The organism is Ruegeria haliotis (assembly GCF_013377785.1).
Lineage (GTDB): Bacteria > Pseudomonadota > Alphaproteobacteria > Rhodobacterales > Rhodobacteraceae > Ruegeria > Ruegeria haliotis.
On record NZ_JABXWT010000001.1, the window covers coordinates 454,224 to 471,203 of the forward strand.

Here is a 16,980-nt window from a genome sequence, read left to right on the forward strand (position 1 = left end):
CGTTTGGCTGTGGCAGGGTGCTGACATAATTGGTGAAAAGTGTCAGTGTGTCAATTGACAAAATAGACAAAAAGTGTCAGTGGTTCGAGCATGAAAGATACAAGCGACGATACGCGGCAAAAGGCGATCCTGAACTCGGCCTTCCAGGCTTTTTCAAAGTATGGGTTCCGCAAGACCTCGATGGATGACATCGCGCGCGGGGCCGGGATGTCGCGTCCGGCTGTCTATCTGCACTACAAGAACAAGGAGGCGATCGTCCGCAAACTTACCGAACTGCATTATGAAGAAAAGACCGCTGTTGTGACCGAAGCCCTGAACGGGACTGGGACCATCTCAGAGATCGTTACGCGGGCCATTCATGCGCAGACCGAAGGGATGGCAGCAATTCTGGCGTCTCCACATGGGTTAGAGATGCTGGATACCACCAAATCCATGTCCATCGATATTGTCGAACAGGGCGAGGCGAAGCTGGCGGACCTTTATGCCGCATGGCTTGCGCGGGAACAGGCTGCGGGCCGGGTCCGGCTGTTTGAAAGCCCGGAGGAGACCGCAAAAACCATCACGGTCACACTCAAGGGTATCAAAATGACCGCGTCCGGCGCGGAAGAGTTCGAAAAGCACACAGCGCAACTGGCCGCGCTGATCGGCGCTGGGCTGGAGATCAGGTGACGCGCTGACGGATCTTGTATTCGGGCGTGTCCCATAGCTTGTTGTTCATGATATTTGTCAGAGTATCAGCGGCTTGCATCACATCTTTTTCGTCGATGTAGAGAGGAGTAAAGCCGAACCGCATGATGTCGGGTGCACGGAAATCGCCGATCACGCCACGGGCGATCAGGGCCTGCATTGCCGCGTAGCCTTCTTCGAAACGGAATGAAATCTGGCTGCCGCGTTGTACGGGGTTGCGCGGGCTGGCCAGTTTCAGCTCGGGGCAGGTTGCCTCGACCCGGTCGATGAACAGCTCGGTCAGTCCGATCGATTTGGCGCGAACGTCGGCCATGTCGGCCATGTCCCAGATATCCATCGCGGACGATAGGGCGGCCATTTGGATGACCGGTGGCGTTCCAACCCGCATCCGTTCGATCCCGGTGCCGGGGCGATAATCTAGATCAAAGGCAAACGGAGACTCATGACCAAGCCAACCGGACAGGGCAGGGCGTACATTCGCGGCCAACCGAGGGGCCACATAGATGAATGCAGGCGCACCCGGTCCTCCGTTGAGGTATTTATAAGTGCAACCAACGGCGAAATCGGCGTTGCAGCCGGCCAGATCTACCGGGATTGCGCCTGCGGAATGCGCCAGATCCCAGACTGTTACCACGCCATTTGCGTGGGCCAGTTCAGTCAGAGCCTTCATGTCGTGCATGCGACCGGTGCGGTAATCCACCTCGGTCAGCATCAGAACCGCGATGTCTTCAGTGATATGATCCGCGACGGTTTTAGGATCGACGACGCGCAATTCATAATCGGGGCCAAGCGAACGTAGCAGGCCGTCGGCCATATAAAGGTCTGACGGGAAGTTACCGTTGTCGGACAAGACCACTTTGCGGTCAGGATTCAGTTCCAATGCAGAGGCAACCGCCTGATAGACTTTGATCGACAGGGTGTCGCCAACCACGACACTGCCTGCCTCGGCCCCGATCAGGCGCCCGATCCGGTCGCCCAACCCGGTGGGCATCCCCATCCAGCCAGCCTTGTTCCACCCTGTGATCAGCAGTTCTCCCCATTCGTCACGCATCATGGTCTGAACCCGGTCGCCTGCGGATTTGGGCAATGGACCCAGTGAATTGCCGTCCAGATACAACACCCCTTCGGGCAGGTTGAACATGGCCTTGGTTGCTGCAAAATCGGTCATGAGAGCTCACTACATTGTGTTGCGGATCAATGGTTGCTTTCGGCCTATCTGATCCTCACTTGCCTGTCTATCGATGCGACATCCTGGGGTTTTGCCATTTCCGCCTGAAAGCGATAGGACATCGTACAGAAGCGACATGTATCCGTGCTGTCGTCATTCACAAGGACCGAGTATGCGACGGATCGATGTACCGCCCGTTTGGCTTATAGGTTTTTCCTTGCTGGCCTGGCTGCAAGGACGGTTCATGGATTTCGACCTTTCCCTGCAAGGCGGGATTACCGGTCTTCTGAGCGGTGTGCTGATAGGAGGTGGGATCTTGATGACTGTTTTGGCCATCGTCGAGTTTCGCCGTCACAAAACAACGGTCATTCCGCATGAAACACCCACAGCGATGGTGCAATCCGGTATCTACAAGCGCAGTCGCAATCCTATCTATGCAGGGGATGTGCTGATCCTGGCAGGCCTCATACTGCGGTTTGATGCTGTATTGTCGCTGGTGTTGGTGCCGGTATTCGTCTGGGTTCTGGAACGCCGGTTCATCCTGCCGGAAGAGGACCGCCTGCGCCGCACATTCCGCGCTGACTTTGCCCGCTATGAACGCAAAACACGTCGCTGGATCTAGGATGGTTCACACTATGACACCACGTTACGAATGCTGCGCTTGCGAAATAATGTTGCGCAAGATACATCTTTGCTTAACAAACAATACCGACCACCCGCTCGGCTCGAGTGAAAATTAGGGGGACTGCCAGTGAAAATAGGCACACCAAAGGAAATACTGGACGGTGAAAACCGGGTCGCCATGACCCCGGATTCTGCCGTGCAACTGCAGAAGCTGGGCTATGAGTGCGCCATCGAAAAAGGGGCCGGTCAAGCGGCGGGCTTCTCGGATGACGCGTATAAGGCTGTTGGTGTCGAGATCATCAAGACGGCAGCGTCTTTGTGGAAAACGGCTGATATCGTTGCCAAAGTCCGGGTGCCCAACGAGACCGAGCTCAAGCGACTGACAAAGGGTAAGACGCTGATTTCCTTCTTCAACCCGGCTGGGAACGAAGACGGTATGGAGCTTGCCAAGTCCAAGGGTGCGAACGTGATCGCCATGGAGATGGTGCCACGTATTTCCCGTGCGCAAAAAATGGATGCATTGTCATCCATGGCCAACATCGCGGGCTATCGTGCTGTGATCGAGGCAGGCAACAACTTTGGCCGGTTCTTTACTGGTCAGGTGACCGCTGCCGGTAAGGTCCCCCCCGCCAAGGTGCTGATCGTTGGCGCTGGTGTTGCCGGTCTGGCCGCGATCGGTACGTCGACCTCGTTGGGTGCGATTACATATGCGTTCGATGTGCGCCCGGAAGTGGCAGAGCAGGTCGAATCCATGGGAGCCGAGTTTGTCTACCTGGATTTCGAAGAGGATCAGCAGGATGGCGCGGCGACCGGCGGCTATGCCTCGGTGCAATCTGAAGAGTTCCGTAATGCGCAGCTGGCCAAATTCCGCGAGTTGGCGCCTGAGATGGATATCGTCATCACCACAGCACTGATCCCCAACCGCCCGGCGCCGAAGCTGTGGCTGGAGGATATGGTCAAGGCTATGAAGCCGGGTTCGGTCATTATTGACCTTGCGGCTGAACGCGGCGGCAATGTCGAAGGCACCGTGCCGGACGAGAAGGTCGTGACGGATAATGGTGTAACGATTGTTGGCTACACCGACTTCCCAAGCCGGATGGCGTCGCAGTCGTCGTCTCTGTATGCCACCAACATTCGCCACATGATGACGGACCTGACCCCTGAAAAGGACGGTCAGATCAATCATGATATGGAGGACGACGTGATCCGCGGCTCGACCGTGACGCACGAAGGCGAGATTACCTTCCCGCCACCACCGCCCAAAATTCAGGCGATTGCAGCCCAACCCAAGGTCGAGGTCAAAGAACTTACGGCCGAGGAAAAACGCGCGCAAGAGGTTGCCGCCTTCAAGGCGCAGACCAAACAGCAGTTTACCTTGCTGGGGGTCGGCGGCGCGCTGATGCTGCTGATCGGCTTGATTGCTCCGGCCAGTTTCATGCAGCACTTCATCGTCTTTGTGCTGGCCATCTTCGTGGGTTTCCAGGTGATCTGGAACGTCTCTCATTCCTTGCACACACCGCTGATGGCAATCACCAACGCGATCTCGTCGATCATTATCGTTGGGGCGCTCATGCAGATTGGATCGGGATCGTTCCTTGTTATTCTGCTGGCGGCGCTGTCCATCTTCATGGCCGGGATCAACATCTTCGGCGGCTTCCTCGTAACTCGGCGCATGCTTGCCATGTTCCAGAAATCTTAAGGAGGCCGGGCAAATGGATTATGGCTTCACCACTGCCGCCTATGTCGTTGCGGCTGTCCTTTTCATCCTGTCCCTCGGCGGTCTGTCGAATCAGGAAAGCGCCAAGCGCGCCGTCTGGTATGGCATCGTCGGTATGGCGCTGGCGGTCTTTGCCACGCTGGTTGGCCCCGGGTCCGGCCTGTGGTTGCTGTCACTGCTGCTGATCGCTGGCGGTGGCCTGATTGGTCAATATGTGGCGCAACGCGTGCAGATGACCGAGATGCCGCAACTTGTCGCCGCGATGCACTCACTGGTCGGTCTGGCGGCTGTGTTCGTCGGCTACAACGCGCATTTCGAAATCCAGAACGTGGCGCAGGTCTTTGCCATCGTGGACTCGGCCAAGGATGCAAACCTGTCAGATCTGGGCGCGTTCGCCAAGCTAATTGCCAAGAAGACCCCGGCGGAACTTGGCATCCTGCATGTAGAACTGTTCCTGGGCATCTTCATCGGTGCAATCACATTCACCGGTTCGGTTGTGGCTTATGGCAAGCTGGCGGGCAAGGTTACGTCTGTGGCAACCAAGTTGCCGGGTGGCCATGCGCTGAACGCGACTGCGGCGGCGATCTCGCTGATCTGCCTGATCTGGTACACCGCATCGGGCGGCTTTTTCCCGCTGTTCCTGATGACGCTGGCGGCGCTGTTTATCGGATATCACCTGATCATGGGTATTGGCGGTGCCGATATGCCGGTGGTTGTGTCGATGCTGAACAGCTATTCCGGCTGGGCGGCGGCGGCCATTGGCTTCAGCCTTGGCAACGACCTGCTGATCGTGGTGGGCGCGCTGGTCGGCTCTTCGGGTGCCATTCTGTCCTACATCATGTGCAAGGCGATGAACCGGCACTTTGTCAGTGTGATCCTCGGTGGCTTTGGTGGCCCTCAGGGTGAGCAGATGGCGGTCGAAGGTGAACAGATTGCGATCGAAGCTGATGGTGTTGCCGCAGCCCTGAACGACGCTGACAGCGTGGTCATCATCCCCGGCTATGGTATGGCGGTGGCGCAGGCGCAGCAATCTGTCAGTGAACTAGTCCGCAAGCTGCGTGCACAGGGCAAGAACGTCCGTTTCGCTATCCACCCTGTGGCGGGCCGTCTGCCGGGGCACATGAACGTGCTGCTGGCCGAGGCGAAAGTGCCCTATGACATCGTTCTGGAAATGGATGAGATCAACGACGATTTCCCGGATACGGATGTGGCAATCGTCATCGGCTCGAACGATATCGTGAACCCTGCAGCGCAGGAAGATCCCAACAGCCCCATCGCTGGCATGCCGGTTCTGGAATGCTGGAAGGCCAAGCAGGTGTTCGTATCCAAACGTGGTCAGGGCACCGGGTATTCGGGCATCGAAAACCCGCTGTTCTTCAAGGAGAACACTCGCATGTTCTATGGCGATGCCAAACAGTCGTTGGACAAGCTGCTGCCGATGATCGACTGATCCCGGCCACATACCTCAGCAAAAGGCGTCCCAAGCGGGCGCCTTTTCTTTTTGGGACTGCCTGTTGGTGCTGTACTCTGAAGGTACAGGAGGTGTCCCATGGAGAAAGTGAATGGCATTGGCGGCGTATTCTTTCGCGCTCGTGACCCCGAGGCCCTGTCGTTTTGGTACGAAAAGCACCTGGGGGTTGATCCGGTCGGGCCGGTCCCTTGGAAGCAGCGCGAAGGATACTCTGTCTTCGCGCCATTTGCACAGGATACGGATTATTTTGGTAATGCAACTCAACAGTGGATGATCAATTTCCGGGTTGATGACTTGGCTGCGATGATTGCTCAGCTGGAAGGCGCGGGAATCGAGGTCGAAACACGTGCGGAGTGGGACAGTGAAATCGGAAAGTTCGCCCGTATTCACGACCCCGAAGGCAATCCAATTGAACTGTGGCAGCCAAATCAATGAGATAGCGGATATGTATACCGTTGTATCCACGTAAGTATATGAAATAAAAAGAGAATTGATGTATTCTTCGCGTAACGTATAGTGCGCCGGACCCTACGGAGCGAAGAATGACGCCGATCGATGATCACCCGCTGCGCTACGCGCTTGCCAACGAACTGCACGCACGGCCCTTTCCGATTGCTCAGGTGCCGTGCACGGTTGTCTTTCTGGCTATTAAAAAGCCGACAGAGGCAGTCGGCCGGGACCGAAACCAAGACATCGCACACCTGACCGATTTGTTGGACCGCCATGGCGCACCACATCCGCAGCCCGGTGCCACGCATTACGCGGGCCAGATTGGGCGTCACTGGCTCAAGTGGGAGCAACACACCGAGTTTGTGACGTACACCGCAATTACGCAAAATGTGAGTGAGCGTGCTTTCAACCCTGCCGATTTCGAAGTGTTCCCGCCTGATTGGCTGATGTCCAGTCCGGGGCAAAGGGTGACGTCGGTCCTGTTGCGCGTTGTTCCGCGGCCGGATGACACCCAGGTTACAACGTCCCTGGGCGATTGGTTTGATCCCGAAAGTCTGGCTGTCTCATGTGTGCTGGATGATGCAGCAATCTGTGCCAGCGATTTTCGCATCGATCCCGCTGGGCACATGCGGTTCGCATTGTTTGTCACCGAAGGGACCGGTCGTAGACGGACCGGTCGTATCATTCAGCGACTGTGTGAAATCGAGACCTACAAGGCGATGTCCATGCTTGGCTTTGCCCGGGTGAAAGGTCTGATGCCGCAAATCGGCACGTTGGACCAAAAGCTGACCGAGTTGATGGTTGAAATGACTGACGACAGTACCCATCCCGATGATCTGCTGCCTCAACTGCTGACGACCTCGACCGAGTTGGAAACCCTGTCAGCCCGATGCGCGTTCAGATTTGGCGCTACGGGTGCCTATGAGAAAATCGTCAACCAGCGGATTGAGGTTCTGCGCGAAGAACGCTTTTGGGGTCGACAGAGCTTTGCCGATTTCATGATGCGGCGGTACGATCCGGCCATTCGAACCGTCAAGTCAACCGAAGAGCGCCTGCGGACTTTGTCTGACCGGGCAATCCGTGCCGGAGACCTGCTGCGAACGCGTGTGGATGTGGAACGCAGTGCCCAGAACCAGGCCCTGTTGGAAAGCATGGATCGCCGGGCCGACCTTGCCTTGAGGTTGCAGCATACGGTCGAAGGATTATCCGTCGTGGCGATCAGCTATTACGCTGTGTCGCTGGCAAGTTACCTGCTCTATCCGCTGACACAGGCGGGGATCAGCAAAGGCATGCTGACATCAGCGGTCACCATTCCGGTTGTTGTGATGGTTTGGTTTGCGATACGAACGATACGCAGACGGCTCTGAAAAGAACGCTTGTCACGGGGTCGGGCTTTTGTAGGAGTGATGGTCTTTGGTGACGAACGAACTGAGGTTCCCGGTGATCGGTGTTGTATCTGCGTGGCGGGCTGTGACTGCGATGTTCATCCTGAACGGCGCTTTGTTCGGCATCTGGGCGTCCAGAATTCCGGCTATTCGCGATCATCTGCATCTCGGCCATAGGGAACTGGGCTATGGTTTGCTGTTCATGGCCGCAGGTGCAGTCTGTTCTTTTCCTGTCACCGGCCGTTTGTCCGATAGGTTCGGCGCAGTGGCCCTTACGCGGGTTATTGCGGTTTTCTATACGTTTTCCTTGGCTCTACTGGCCTTTGCGGGCAGCTTCGCGGCACTGGCTGCTTCTCTGTTCATATTCGGCGCGTTCCACGGGTCGATGGATGTGGCGATGAACGCTTGGGCAGCCGAGGTCGAACAAACCTATGAAAAACCACTTATGTCTTCTTTTCATGCGATGTGGAGTTTGGGGGCAGGGCTCGGCGCTGTTAGTGGCTTTGTGGCGGTTCAATTTGGTCTGACGGTCTTGCCGCATTTTCTTCTGGTGGGCGGTGCTGTGGTCGCCTTTGCTCTGATTGCGTCTTGGGTGCCCTGGTCGTCGAGACGATCGGTATTGGCGCAAAGCTCAGTTTTTGCATTGCCCTCTGGCGCGTTGGTCCTTGTGGGCTTCACGGCACTTTGCGGGGCGTTGGGTGAAGGAGCCGTTGCAGATTGGAGCGCGATATTTCTGCGCGACGTTACTGGTGCAGCTGAAAGCGTGGCGGCCTTGGGCTATGCCGTGTTCTCGGTCGCGATGGTGGTTTGCAGGTTGGCAGCAGGATTGGTCATTACCCGGTTTGGGTCTGTCGCATCGGCTCGCATTGGGGGCTTCAGTGCGGCCACAGGCGTGTTTTGCGTTGTTTGTTCCGGTTACGCTTCGCTGGCTCTCGTAGGATTCACTCTAATGGGCGTCGGTTACGCAGTGATCATGCCGTTGGCTTTCAGTCGCGCTGCAAATGATCCAGATGTGCCACCCGGACAGGCGATCGCCAGTGTTGCCACGCTAGGATATGGGGGTTTGTTGATCGGTCCGCCATTGATCGGTTTTCTGGCCGAGCTCTTGTCGTTGCGGATGGCCTTTGCGGTTCTGCTACCGCTGGCCTTGTTGATCGTTGTGTGTGCCGGCGCGCTGAGGCGCGCCGGCTGAGTTTGTATCAACGCCCGCGAATGCGCGGATCCAGTGCGTCACGTAGGCCATCGCCCAGATAGTTGACGCTTAGAACCGTCAACGAAATGGCCAGGCCGGGCCAGAAGACGCGCTCGGGGTATTGTTGCAGATAATCGACGCCATCGAACAGCAACCGCCCCCATGTGGGGAAATCCGGTGGAAACCCGAGGCCCAGGAAAGACAATGCGCTTTCCGTAATGATTGCCGTGGCAATGCCCAGAGTGGCCGAGACCATGATCGGCGACAGCACGTTAGGCAGGATATGTCGCGTGATGATCTTGGAGTTGCTGGTGCCGATTGAGCGTGCCGCCAGAACAAACTCACGCTCTTTGATTGCCAAGACGTCGCCGCGCACGATTCTTGCAGTAGGCATCCACGACGTTATCCCGATGGCGCAGACGATCAGAATGAAGATTCCACGCTCCAATCCGAAGGCAGCCGATAGCGGCTCGCGGAACAGCAGCATCATCACCAACAGCAAGGGCAGCAGGGGCAGGGCCAGAAACAGGTCGGTCAGGCGCATCAGTGGACCGTCCAGCCGTCTGAAGAACCCGGCCAGTACGCCAACAAACGACCCTAGGAACAAAGCCAGCAACATCGCTGTGATGCCCACCGAAACCGAAGTCTGACCACCAGCCATCATTCGGGCCATGATATCGCGCCCCAGTTGATCGGTGCCAAAGGGGTGCCCCCAGTTTGGCCCCTGATTGCGCGACCGGATATCGATCTGGGTTGGATCGATGGTCCACAAGTACGGCCCGAGATATACGGCGACGACGATGAAGATGAACAGCACCGCCCCCAGCATGGCACCTTTGTGCGTCTTGAACTGGTCCCAGACATCGCGCCATTGGCTGCGTGGCGGAGTGGCAAGTTCTTCCAACACGTCAGCTGTAGGCAGCGCTGTCGATGCCGGGGCAAGCCCTTCGTCGGGGACCAGCGTATCGGTGCGATCCTTATTAGTCATAGCGGATCCTCGGGTCCAGAATGCCATAAAGAACGTCAGCGATCAGATTGAACACCACGATCAGCACGGCAAAGATGAAGGTCAGGGTTTGCACCATCGGAAGGTCATTGGCCTGAATGGCACCGATCAGCAACTGGCCGATGCCATTTACCTTGAACACCTGTTCGGTGATGATCGCGCCGCCAAAGATCGCCGGAATACCCAGAGCAATCACGGTGACAACGGGAATCATCGAATTGCGCAGGACATGGACCATGACGACCGTGTATTCGCTCAGACCCTTGGCGCGTGCTGTGCGCACATAGTCCTGATTGAGGTTGTCCAGCATCGATGCGCGCATGAACCGGCTAAGCTGCGCGGTGATCTGCAACGCCAGCACCATGACCGGCATGATCATCTGTTTCAGTTGTACGACGAAGCTGTCCCAACTGTTCACCACGAGGGTGGTGTCATAGATCGACGGGAACCAACCCAGTTGCACCGAAAAGATCACGATCACCAGAACGCCGGAAAAGAACGGCGGGACCGAAAATCCGACCATGGAAACGAATGTCCCCATCTGGTCGAACCAGGAATACTGGCGATAGGCGGAATAGATGCCGATGGGAATGGCGATCAGGATGGCAACCACATAGGCAGTGCCGACGACCCACAGGGTTTGCGGGATACGCTGAACCACGATGTCCATGACGGGCGAGCGGGTCTGCCATGAAATCACGCGCAGGTCACCTTCGGAGAAGGTGGTGCCGAACATCGAATCGACCAGAACCTGCGGTTCGATCCAGAAGAATTGCACAATCCATTTCCAGAACCGGATATGCATCGGCTGACCGAGGCCAAGCGCCTCGCGCATCTTCTCTTTGACTTCAGGGGGAACGGTAAGCGGAACCTGTGCCATCGGGTCGCCTGGGGCAAGCTCGAGCAGCAGGAAAATGACGAGGCTGATGAACAAGAGCGTCGGAACGGCCAGTATCAGTCGTCTTATGGTGAAGTTGAGCATTAAGAGGCGCCTTTATATGCGTCTTCTTGTTGGTGGATATGCGAAAGACCGCGCCCCGATAAAGATCAGGGCGCAGCTTTGCAAGCGTGACGCTTAGGAACCGGTTTTGCGGTACCAGTCAGCAGCATTCCACAGTTCGCTGTCCCACACGTTCAGAACAACGCCACCCAGCGTGTTCGAATGTGCCGACAGGCGGCCACGGTGGACCAGCGGGATCATGCCGCCATTCTGAACGATGATATCGTTCAGCTTCTTGGCGATCTCGGCACGATCTTCCAGACCAGCGGTTTCGGCCAACTGACCGTGCAGCTTGTCGAACTCTTCGTTGCAGAAGCGGCTGATGTTCTCACCCTGCCACTGCGAATCTGGACGCGGAGCCTTGTCGCACAGGCCGTTGCCCAGATAGGACTGCGGGTCGGTGCCATTGAAGGTGTTGGCGTACATTTCAACGTCAGCATAGAACTTCTGGAAGGTATCGGGCGAACCCGGGTCACCACCGAAGAAGACCGATGCGTTGATGTTGCGCAGCTCGGACTGGATGCCGATCTGGCTCCACCATTCCTTGATCAGCGCCTGAAAGTCCTGGCGGACCGCGTTGGTCGAGGTTTGATAGACGATCTTCAGCGGCACGCCATCTTTTTCACGCACGCCATCGCCATCGGTATCGACGATGCCCGCGTCATCCAGCATTTTGTTGGCGCCTTCGATATCCTGCGTGTCGCAGGTCATCGAGGTCGAGTTGAAAGCAGCCGGGGCCGGAACCCAGTTACACGTGACCTTGCCGGCTTGGCCGTAGCCAATCTCAACCAACAGCGGCCGGTCGATTGCCATCGACATTGCCTTGTAAACCGCAGGATCCTGAAGGAATGGGTGCGGATGTGCAGCGGTCGCACGCTCGCCTTCCGGCAGATCAGGCGACGGGTTGGTCTGGTTCAGCATGATGCGTTCGACCAGCGGGCCGAAGCCAGCCACCGGAACGCCTTTGCCGCCTTCCTGCATCTGCGCGATCACTTCGGGCGCCAGTTGCAGGTTCCACGCATAGTCGAACTCGCCTGTTTCCATGACTGCGCGACCAGCGGCAGTTGCGTCGCCGCCACCTTTGAAGGTCACCGATGCAAAGGCCGGTTTGGCCGGATCACGATAATTATCGTTGGCCTTCAGGGTAATCACGTCATTCGGCTTGAACTCGGTGACCACAAAGGGGCCGGTACCGATCGGGTTGAAGTTCTCTGTGGTGCATTCGGGTGCCTTGGCGCCCATGCAATTGGCGAACTGCGCGGCTTGAATGATCGGGCTTTCACCGCCGACAAACGGGCCATAGGGGAATGGTGTCGCCGCGTCGAACGTGACTTTGACGGTCAGGTCATCCACGGCCTCGACCGAAGTAACACCTTCGAACTTGGTCACCTGTGCACAGCCGCCATCAGGGTCCATGCAGTAATCAGCGGTGAATTTCACATCTGCCGATGTGAAGGGGGTGCCGTCCGACCAGGTGATTCCCGGCGTGATCTTCCATGTGATCGAGGTCAGGTCTTCGCTGACGCCGCCATTTTCAACAGTCGGGATTTCGGATGCAAGGAAGGGCACCATGTTGCCGTCTTGGTCATAGCGGGCCAGAGGCTCGATCACCAGTGAGGCCGCTTCTACATCCTTGGTGCCACCGGACAGGAACGGGTTCATGATCGACGGGGCCTGCCAATAGATAATGCTGACATTGCCGTCCGACCCGCGCTCGGCAAAGGCCATCGGGGCCATCGCCGTGCTTGCGATCGCACCAAGCAAAAGGGCTTTGATTTTCATCATACACTCCATGTTGGACACTTGCGTGTCTCGATTTTTCCGCAAGGCCTGCGGATTAGGCGTTGCCGTGGTCGGGGGTAAAGTGCTGATTCTGGATCGCAAAATCAGGTGACACTTAATAAATGCCGTATTCTCCCCAATACGGTTACGCGGGGTATCGAAACAGAACTTTGGAAAAATGCAAGTGTTGCCGTCGGGAAAAATGGCAACGGGTTTGACTTTTCCTGTGTTGCCGACTTAGCGTCGGGCATTCGAACAAAAAAACCTGCCAAGGGGAGCGTGTGCGTGCTGGACCAACCTATTGCACAGATAAAAAAACTTCGGGTCGAGTTTCAAACCAAGGACGGCCCGGTGGTCGGGGTCGAGGACGTTTCGTTCGAAGTGAATCCGGGCGAAACCGTTTGTATCGTTGGTGAATCCGGGTCTGGCAAATCGGTGTCGTCGTTGTCATTGATGCGGCTGGTCGAATTCGGCGGCGGCGAAATCGCGGGCGGAGAGTTGTTGTTCGATCGGCGCGACGGCGCTGAGATGGACCTGTCCAAAGCCGATCAGGATCTGATGAAACAGATTCGCGGCAATGAGATCGGCATGATCTTTCAGGAGCCGATGACCGCCCTGAACCCGGTTTTCACCGTGGAGCGTCAGTTGACCGAAGGCCTGCGCATCCACAAGAACATGTCGAAATCCGAAGCCGAGGAACGCGCGCTGGAACTGCTGCATCAGGTGCGCATCCCCGAGCCTGAAAGACGTCTCAAACAATATCCCCATGAATTGTCCGGCGGTATGCGCCAGCGCGTGGTGATCGCGATGGCCATGGCTTGTGAGCCGCGCCTGCTGATTGCGGATGAGCCGACAACGGCGCTGGACGTGACCATTCAGGCCGAAATTCTGGCGTTGATGGACCGCCTCAAGCGGGAAACCGGTACGGCGGTGATGTTTATCACCCATGACATGGCGGTTGTGGCGCAGATGGCGGACCGCGTTGTCGTCATGTTCCGCGGCAACAAGGTTGAAGAAGGGCCTGTCACCGAAATCTTCGAAAACCCGCAGCACGACTATACCAAATCTTTGCTGGCGGCCGTGCCGAAACTGGGTGAGATGCAGGGCAAATCAGCGCCTGAACCGATGAAACTGTTGGGCGTCGAAGGCCAGAACATTGCGCCTATTCCAGGCACCGACGAGGTCTTGCTGACCGTCAAAAACCTGACTACACGTTTCCCGGTCAAAGGCGGGCTGCTGCGCCGCACCATTTCGAACGTGCACGCGGTTGAGGATGTGTCGTTCAGGCTGAACAAGGGGCAGACCCTCAGCCTGGTCGGCGAATCCGGGTGCGGCAAATCTTCGGCGGGCCGGTCCATCCTGCGCCTGATCGAACCCTTGTCGGGTGAGGTCGATCTGGACGGCGTTGATATCATGAAGCTGGATCAGAACGGGCTACGTAGGGCGCGGCTCGATATGCAGATGATCTTTCAAGATCCGTTTGCATCGCTCAATCCACAAATGCAGCTGATCGATCAGGTCGCCGAGCCGATGCGCAACTACGACGTGGCCTCGGGATCGGAACTGCAGGACAGGGTGGCGCAACTGTTTGACAAGGTGCAGCTGCCCCGCAGTTTCATGCGACGGTTCCCGCACGAAATGTCAGGCGGTCAGCGCCAGCGCATCGCCATTGCCCGTGCCTTGGCGTTGAATCCCAAGCTGATCATCGCGGATGAGGCCGTTTCGGCCCTAGACGTGTCGGTGCAGGCGCAGGTTCTGAATCTGATGATGGAGCTGCAATCGGAATTGGGTCTGTCGTACCTGTTCATCAGTCACGATATGGCCGTGGTCGAACGTGTCAGCCACCACGTTGGTGTCATGTATCTGGGCCGGATCGTCGAGCTGGGACCACGTGCGCGGGTATTCGAGAATCCGCAGCACCCGTACACGCAGGCGTTGATGAAGGCCGTACCCATTGCGGACCCGAACAAGCGCAAGTCGGAAAAGGATCTGAACTTCAAACCAATCCCGTCTCCGATCCACCCCATCGGGTATACGCCCGAACCTTCGGAGTACCGCGAAGTTGAGCCGGGGCATTTCATCCTGACCACTGACAGCGGATATTGAGGCCCATGTCGCAACGTCTGACGCCGCTTGAGATCATGACCAAGCTGATTTCATTCCCGACGGTGAGCCGCGATAGCAATCTGCCTTTGGTCAGCTGGGTCGAGGGTTACCTGCGCGGCCATGGAATCGAATCCCATCGGTGGCCCGATCCGGACCAGCCGCACAAGGCGGCCCTTTTCGCCCATGTCGGTCCTGCCGAGGAGGGGGCGGTGGTTCTGTCCGGTCATACCGATGTGGTGCCTGTGGATGGGCAGCCGTGGGATACCGATCCGTTCACCGTTACAGAACGGGATGGTAAATACTTCGGGCGCGGCACGTGCGACATGAAGGGTTTCGATGCGCTTGCCATCTGGGCATTGGTCGAGGCGCGATATGCTAATGTCAAACGCCCGCTACAGCTGGCGCTGAGTTTTGACGAAGAGATCGGGTGCACTGGTGCCCCACCGATGATTGTGGCCATGCAAGATGTGTTGCCTAAAGGGTCAGCGGTGATCGTGGGTGAACCATCGATGATGCAGGCCGTGACCGGCCACAAGGGCGGCTTTGGATATGCCACGCATATTGTCGGGTTCGAGGTCCACAGTTCAATCATGCACACAGGCGTAAATGCCATTATGGCGGCCGCCCCGTTGATCGACTGGGCGAACACGCGAAACGTCGAAAACATGGCGGCAGAGCCGAGCGACATCGCCGCAGTATTTGATCCACCATGGACCACATGCCATGTGGGGATGATACAGGGTGGGACAGCCCACAACATCACGGCCAAGGATTGCCGATTCATGATGGATTTCCGTGTCGTACCGGGTGAAGAGGCAGGCCAATGGCGCGATGCCTACCTGCAACAAACCCGTCAGGCCGAGGCGCAGATGCAAGCGGTCCATCCGGAGGCACGCATCGAGATTTCCGAGACTTTCGCAGTTCCTGCCTTGGTGCCGGAACAGGACGGCGAAGCCGAGACGCTGGTCCGCGCCTTGACAGGCGACAATGCCAATCATGTTGTCAGCTACGGCACCGAGGCCGGGCAATTCCAGGAGGCAGGCTATTCCGCCGTGATCTGCGGGCCCGGCGATATCGCGCAGGCGCACCAGCCGAACGAATTCATTTCAGTTGCGCAATTTGAAGCGGGTCATGTGTTCATGGCGCGCTTGGTTCAAAAGCTGTCCGATTAGCCTGTTTCAGAATTTTGCCAGCGACTTACAAGGAAGTCTTACTATGCCCGTCAAGAACAGATTTGCTGAAATGCACGGTGAGATCACCAAGTGGCGTCGCCATCTGCACGCGCATCCGGAACTGATGTATGACGTGCACGAAACCGCTGCTTTTGTCGTCGAACGCCTGAAAGAAATCGGCGCCGATGAAATCACTCCGGGGATCGGCAAAACAGGCGTCGTCGCTGTCATCAAAGGGCGCGAGGACACTCAGGGTCGCGTGATTGGTTTGCGTGCTGATATGGACGCACTGCCGATCGAAGAAGCGACGGGGCTGGACTATGCCTCGACCGTGGCCGGCAAGATGCATGCTTGTGGGCATGACGGGCATACCTCGATGTTGCTGGGGGCCGCGCAGTATCTGGCAGAGACGCGGAATTTCGACGGCACTGTCGTGCTGATCTTTCAGCCTGCTGAAGAGGGCGGTGCCGGTGGTCTGGCCATGTGTCAGGACGGCATGATGGATCGCTGGGGCATTCAGGAAATCTATGGCATGCACAACATGCCCGGAATGCCGGTCGGCGAATTCGCCATAAGGCCCGGTGCCCTGCTGGCCTCATCCGATGAATTCGAGATCGTCGTGACTGGCAAGGGCGGCCACGCAGCCGCGCCGCACGATGCGGTCGATACAACGCTGGTGGCATCGCATATTGTTGTTGCTTTGCAATCTGTTGTGTCGCGCACTGTCGATCCGATCAAGCGTGTGGTGCTGACGGTGGGGACTTTTGAAACCGACAGCGTTGCGTCGAACGTGATTGCGCACACTGCGCGTCTTCAAGGCACCGTCCGAACCCTGGACCCCGAGTACCGCACAATCGCAGAGGAGCGCGTGCGCAGGATCGCCGAGGACACCGCCTCGGCCTTTGGGGCCACGGCGCAGATGATCTGGACTCCGGGATATCCGGTTACCGTGAATTCCGAGGCTGAAACTGGCTATGCAGCTGAAGCGGCCGCGGCAGTCGCGGGTAAGGTAAACGACAGCACCGACCCCATTATGCCGTCAGAAGATTTTGCCTACATGCTTGAAGAACGGCCCGGAGCCTACATCTTTGTTGGGAACGGGGACACAGCCATGTGCCACCACCCGGAATACAATTTCGACGACGACGCGATTCCCGCCGGCTGCAGCTGGTTTGCCGAGCTTGTGGAACGACGATTGCCCGTCGCATAAAATAGGGAGA

General features: G+C 57.3%; 14 protein-coding genes. 10 read left to right on the forward strand and 4 right to left on the reverse strand.

The genetic code is table 11. The features are described 5' to 3' along the window. Positions 1 to 90 precede the first annotated feature (90 nt). Positions 91 to 669: a TetR/AcrR family transcriptional regulator gene (locus tag HW561_RS02280; protein ID WP_176861599.1), complete on the forward strand. Its 579-nt coding sequence runs from the start codon at positions 91 to 93 to the stop codon at positions 667 to 669. Here the strand turns inward: HW561_RS02280 and kynU are convergent. Further along, a complete protein-coding gene (gene kynU / locus HW561_RS02285) occupies positions 662 to 1,855 on the reverse strand; it encodes a kynureninase (RefSeq protein WP_176861600.1) in 1,194 nt (397 codons plus the stop codon). The genes HW561_RS02280 and kynU overlap by 8 nt on opposite strands. A gap of 172 nt (positions 1,856 to 2,027) precedes the next feature. Here kynU and HW561_RS02290 point away from each other — a divergent pair, with 172 nt between their 5' ends. The 6 genes from HW561_RS02290 to HW561_RS02315 all read left to right on the forward strand — a co-directional run bounded on the left by HW561_RS02290 (position 2,028) and on the right by HW561_RS02315 (position 8,694). Continuing rightward, positions 2,028 to 2,477: a methyltransferase family protein gene (locus HW561_RS02290; RefSeq protein ID WP_176861601.1), complete on the forward strand. Its 450-nt coding sequence runs from the start codon at positions 2,028 to 2,030 to the stop codon at positions 2,475 to 2,477. 129 nt (positions 2,478 to 2,606) lie between these two features. After that, positions 2,607 to 4,178: a Re/Si-specific NAD(P)(+) transhydrogenase subunit alpha gene (locus HW561_RS02295; RefSeq protein ID WP_176861602.1), complete on the forward strand. Its 1,572-nt coding sequence runs from the start codon at positions 2,607 to 2,609 to the stop codon at positions 4,176 to 4,178. Between the two features lie 13 nt (positions 4,179 to 4,191). Continuing rightward, the gene (locus HW561_RS02300) at positions 4,192 to 5,646 is read left to right on the forward strand and encodes an NAD(P)(+) transhydrogenase (Re/Si-specific) subunit beta (RefSeq protein WP_176861603.1); all 1,455 of its coding nucleotides are present in this window, start codon (positions 4,192 to 4,194) and stop codon (positions 5,644 to 5,646) included. A gap of 99 nt (positions 5,647 to 5,745) precedes the next feature. Then, on the forward strand, positions 5,746 to 6,102 hold the full coding sequence (locus HW561_RS02305; RefSeq protein ID WP_176861604.1) for a VOC family protein: 357 nt from the start codon (positions 5,746 to 5,748) through the stop codon (positions 6,100 to 6,102). Positions 6,103 to 6,209: 107 nt separating this feature from the next. Then, positions 6,210 to 7,484 (forward strand): DUF3422 family protein, encoded by a 1,275-nt coding sequence (locus HW561_RS02310; RefSeq protein ID WP_176861605.1) that lies wholly within the window; start codon positions 6,210 to 6,212, stop codon positions 7,482 to 7,484. A 49-nt stretch (positions 7,485 to 7,533) separates the two neighbouring features. Next, positions 7,534 to 8,694, forward strand: coding sequence for an MFS transporter (locus HW561_RS02315; protein WP_328803229.1), 1,161 nt, complete (start codon positions 7,534 to 7,536; stop codon positions 8,692 to 8,694). Positions 8,695 to 8,701: 7 nt separating this feature from the next. On the opposite strand, the gene HW561_RS02320 is transcribed toward HW561_RS02315, so the two are convergent. The 3 genes from HW561_RS02320 to HW561_RS02330 all read right to left on the reverse strand — a co-directional run bounded on the left by HW561_RS02320 (position 8,702) and on the right by HW561_RS02330 (position 12,482). Next, a complete protein-coding gene (locus HW561_RS02320; RefSeq protein WP_176861606.1) occupies positions 8,702 to 9,682 on the reverse strand; it encodes an ABC transporter permease in 981 nt (326 codons plus the stop codon). Then, positions 9,675 to 10,682: an ABC transporter permease gene (locus HW561_RS02325; protein WP_176861607.1), complete on the reverse strand. Its 1,008-nt coding sequence runs from the start codon at positions 10,680 to 10,682 to the stop codon at positions 9,675 to 9,677. Before HW561_RS02325 ends, HW561_RS02320 begins: the two co-directional genes overlap by 8 nt. A 93-nt stretch (positions 10,683 to 10,775) precedes the next feature. After that, the gene (locus HW561_RS02330; protein WP_176861608.1) at positions 10,776 to 12,482 is read right to left on the reverse strand and encodes a peptide ABC transporter substrate-binding protein; all 1,707 of its coding nucleotides are present in this window, start codon (positions 12,480 to 12,482) and stop codon (positions 10,776 to 10,778) included. Positions 12,483 to 12,767: 285 nt separating this feature from the next. On the opposite strand from HW561_RS02330, the gene HW561_RS02335 reads away from it, so the two are divergent. From HW561_RS02335 to HW561_RS02345, 3 genes are read left to right on the forward strand one after another with little or no spacing between them, the layout of a single operon-like run. Continuing rightward, on the forward strand, positions 12,768 to 14,588 hold the full coding sequence (locus tag HW561_RS02335) for an ABC transporter ATP-binding protein (protein ID WP_176861609.1): 1,821 nt from the start codon (positions 12,768 to 12,770) through the stop codon (positions 14,586 to 14,588). 5 nt (positions 14,589 to 14,593) lie between these two features. Beyond that, on the forward strand, positions 14,594 to 15,760 hold the full coding sequence (gene argE / locus HW561_RS02340; RefSeq protein WP_176861610.1) for an acetylornithine deacetylase: 1,167 nt from the start codon (positions 14,594 to 14,596) through the stop codon (positions 15,758 to 15,760). 43 nt (positions 15,761 to 15,803) lie between these two features. After that, positions 15,804 to 16,970 (forward strand): M20 aminoacylase family protein, encoded by a 1,167-nt coding sequence (locus HW561_RS02345; RefSeq protein ID WP_176861611.1) that lies wholly within the window; start codon positions 15,804 to 15,806, stop codon positions 16,968 to 16,970. Positions 16,971 to 16,980 lie beyond the last annotated feature (10 nt).

Excerpts from the sequence above, each read along its gene's own strand:
- HW561_RS02305 (WP_176861604.1), top strand. The coding sequence starts at position 5,746 with ATGGAGAAAGTGAATGGCATTGGCGGCGTATTCTTTCGCGCTCGTGAC.
- argE (WP_176861610.1), top strand. The coding sequence starts at position 14,594 with ATGTCGCAACGTCTGACGCCGCTTGAGATCATGACCAAGCTGATTTCA.
- HW561_RS02325 (WP_176861607.1), bottom strand. The coding sequence starts at position 10,682 with ATGCTCAACTTCACCATAAGACGACTGATACTGGCCGTTCCGACGCTC.
- HW561_RS02330 (WP_176861608.1), bottom strand. The coding sequence starts at position 12,482 with ATGAAAATCAAAGCCCTTTTGCTTGGTGCGATCGCAAGCACGGCGATG.
- HW561_RS02280 (WP_176861599.1), top strand. The coding sequence starts at position 91 with ATGAAAGATACAAGCGACGATACGCGGCAAAAGGCGATCCTGAACTCG.
- HW561_RS02310 (WP_176861605.1), top strand. The coding sequence starts at position 6,210 with ATGACGCCGATCGATGATCACCCGCTGCGCTACGCGCTTGCCAACGAA.
- kynU (WP_176861600.1), bottom strand. The coding sequence starts at position 1,855 with ATGACCGATTTTGCAGCAACCAAGGCCATGTTCAACCTGCCCGAAGGG.
- HW561_RS02290 (WP_176861601.1), top strand. The coding sequence starts at position 2,028 with ATGCGACGGATCGATGTACCGCCCGTTTGGCTTATAGGTTTTTCCTTG.
- HW561_RS02345 (WP_176861611.1), top strand. The coding sequence starts at position 15,804 with ATGCCCGTCAAGAACAGATTTGCTGAAATGCACGGTGAGATCACCAAG.
- HW561_RS02320 (WP_176861606.1), bottom strand. The coding sequence starts at position 9,682 with ATGACTAATAAGGATCGCACCGATACGCTGGTCCCCGACGAAGGGCTT.
- HW561_RS02300 (WP_176861603.1), top strand. The coding sequence starts at position 4,192 with ATGGATTATGGCTTCACCACTGCCGCCTATGTCGTTGCGGCTGTCCTT.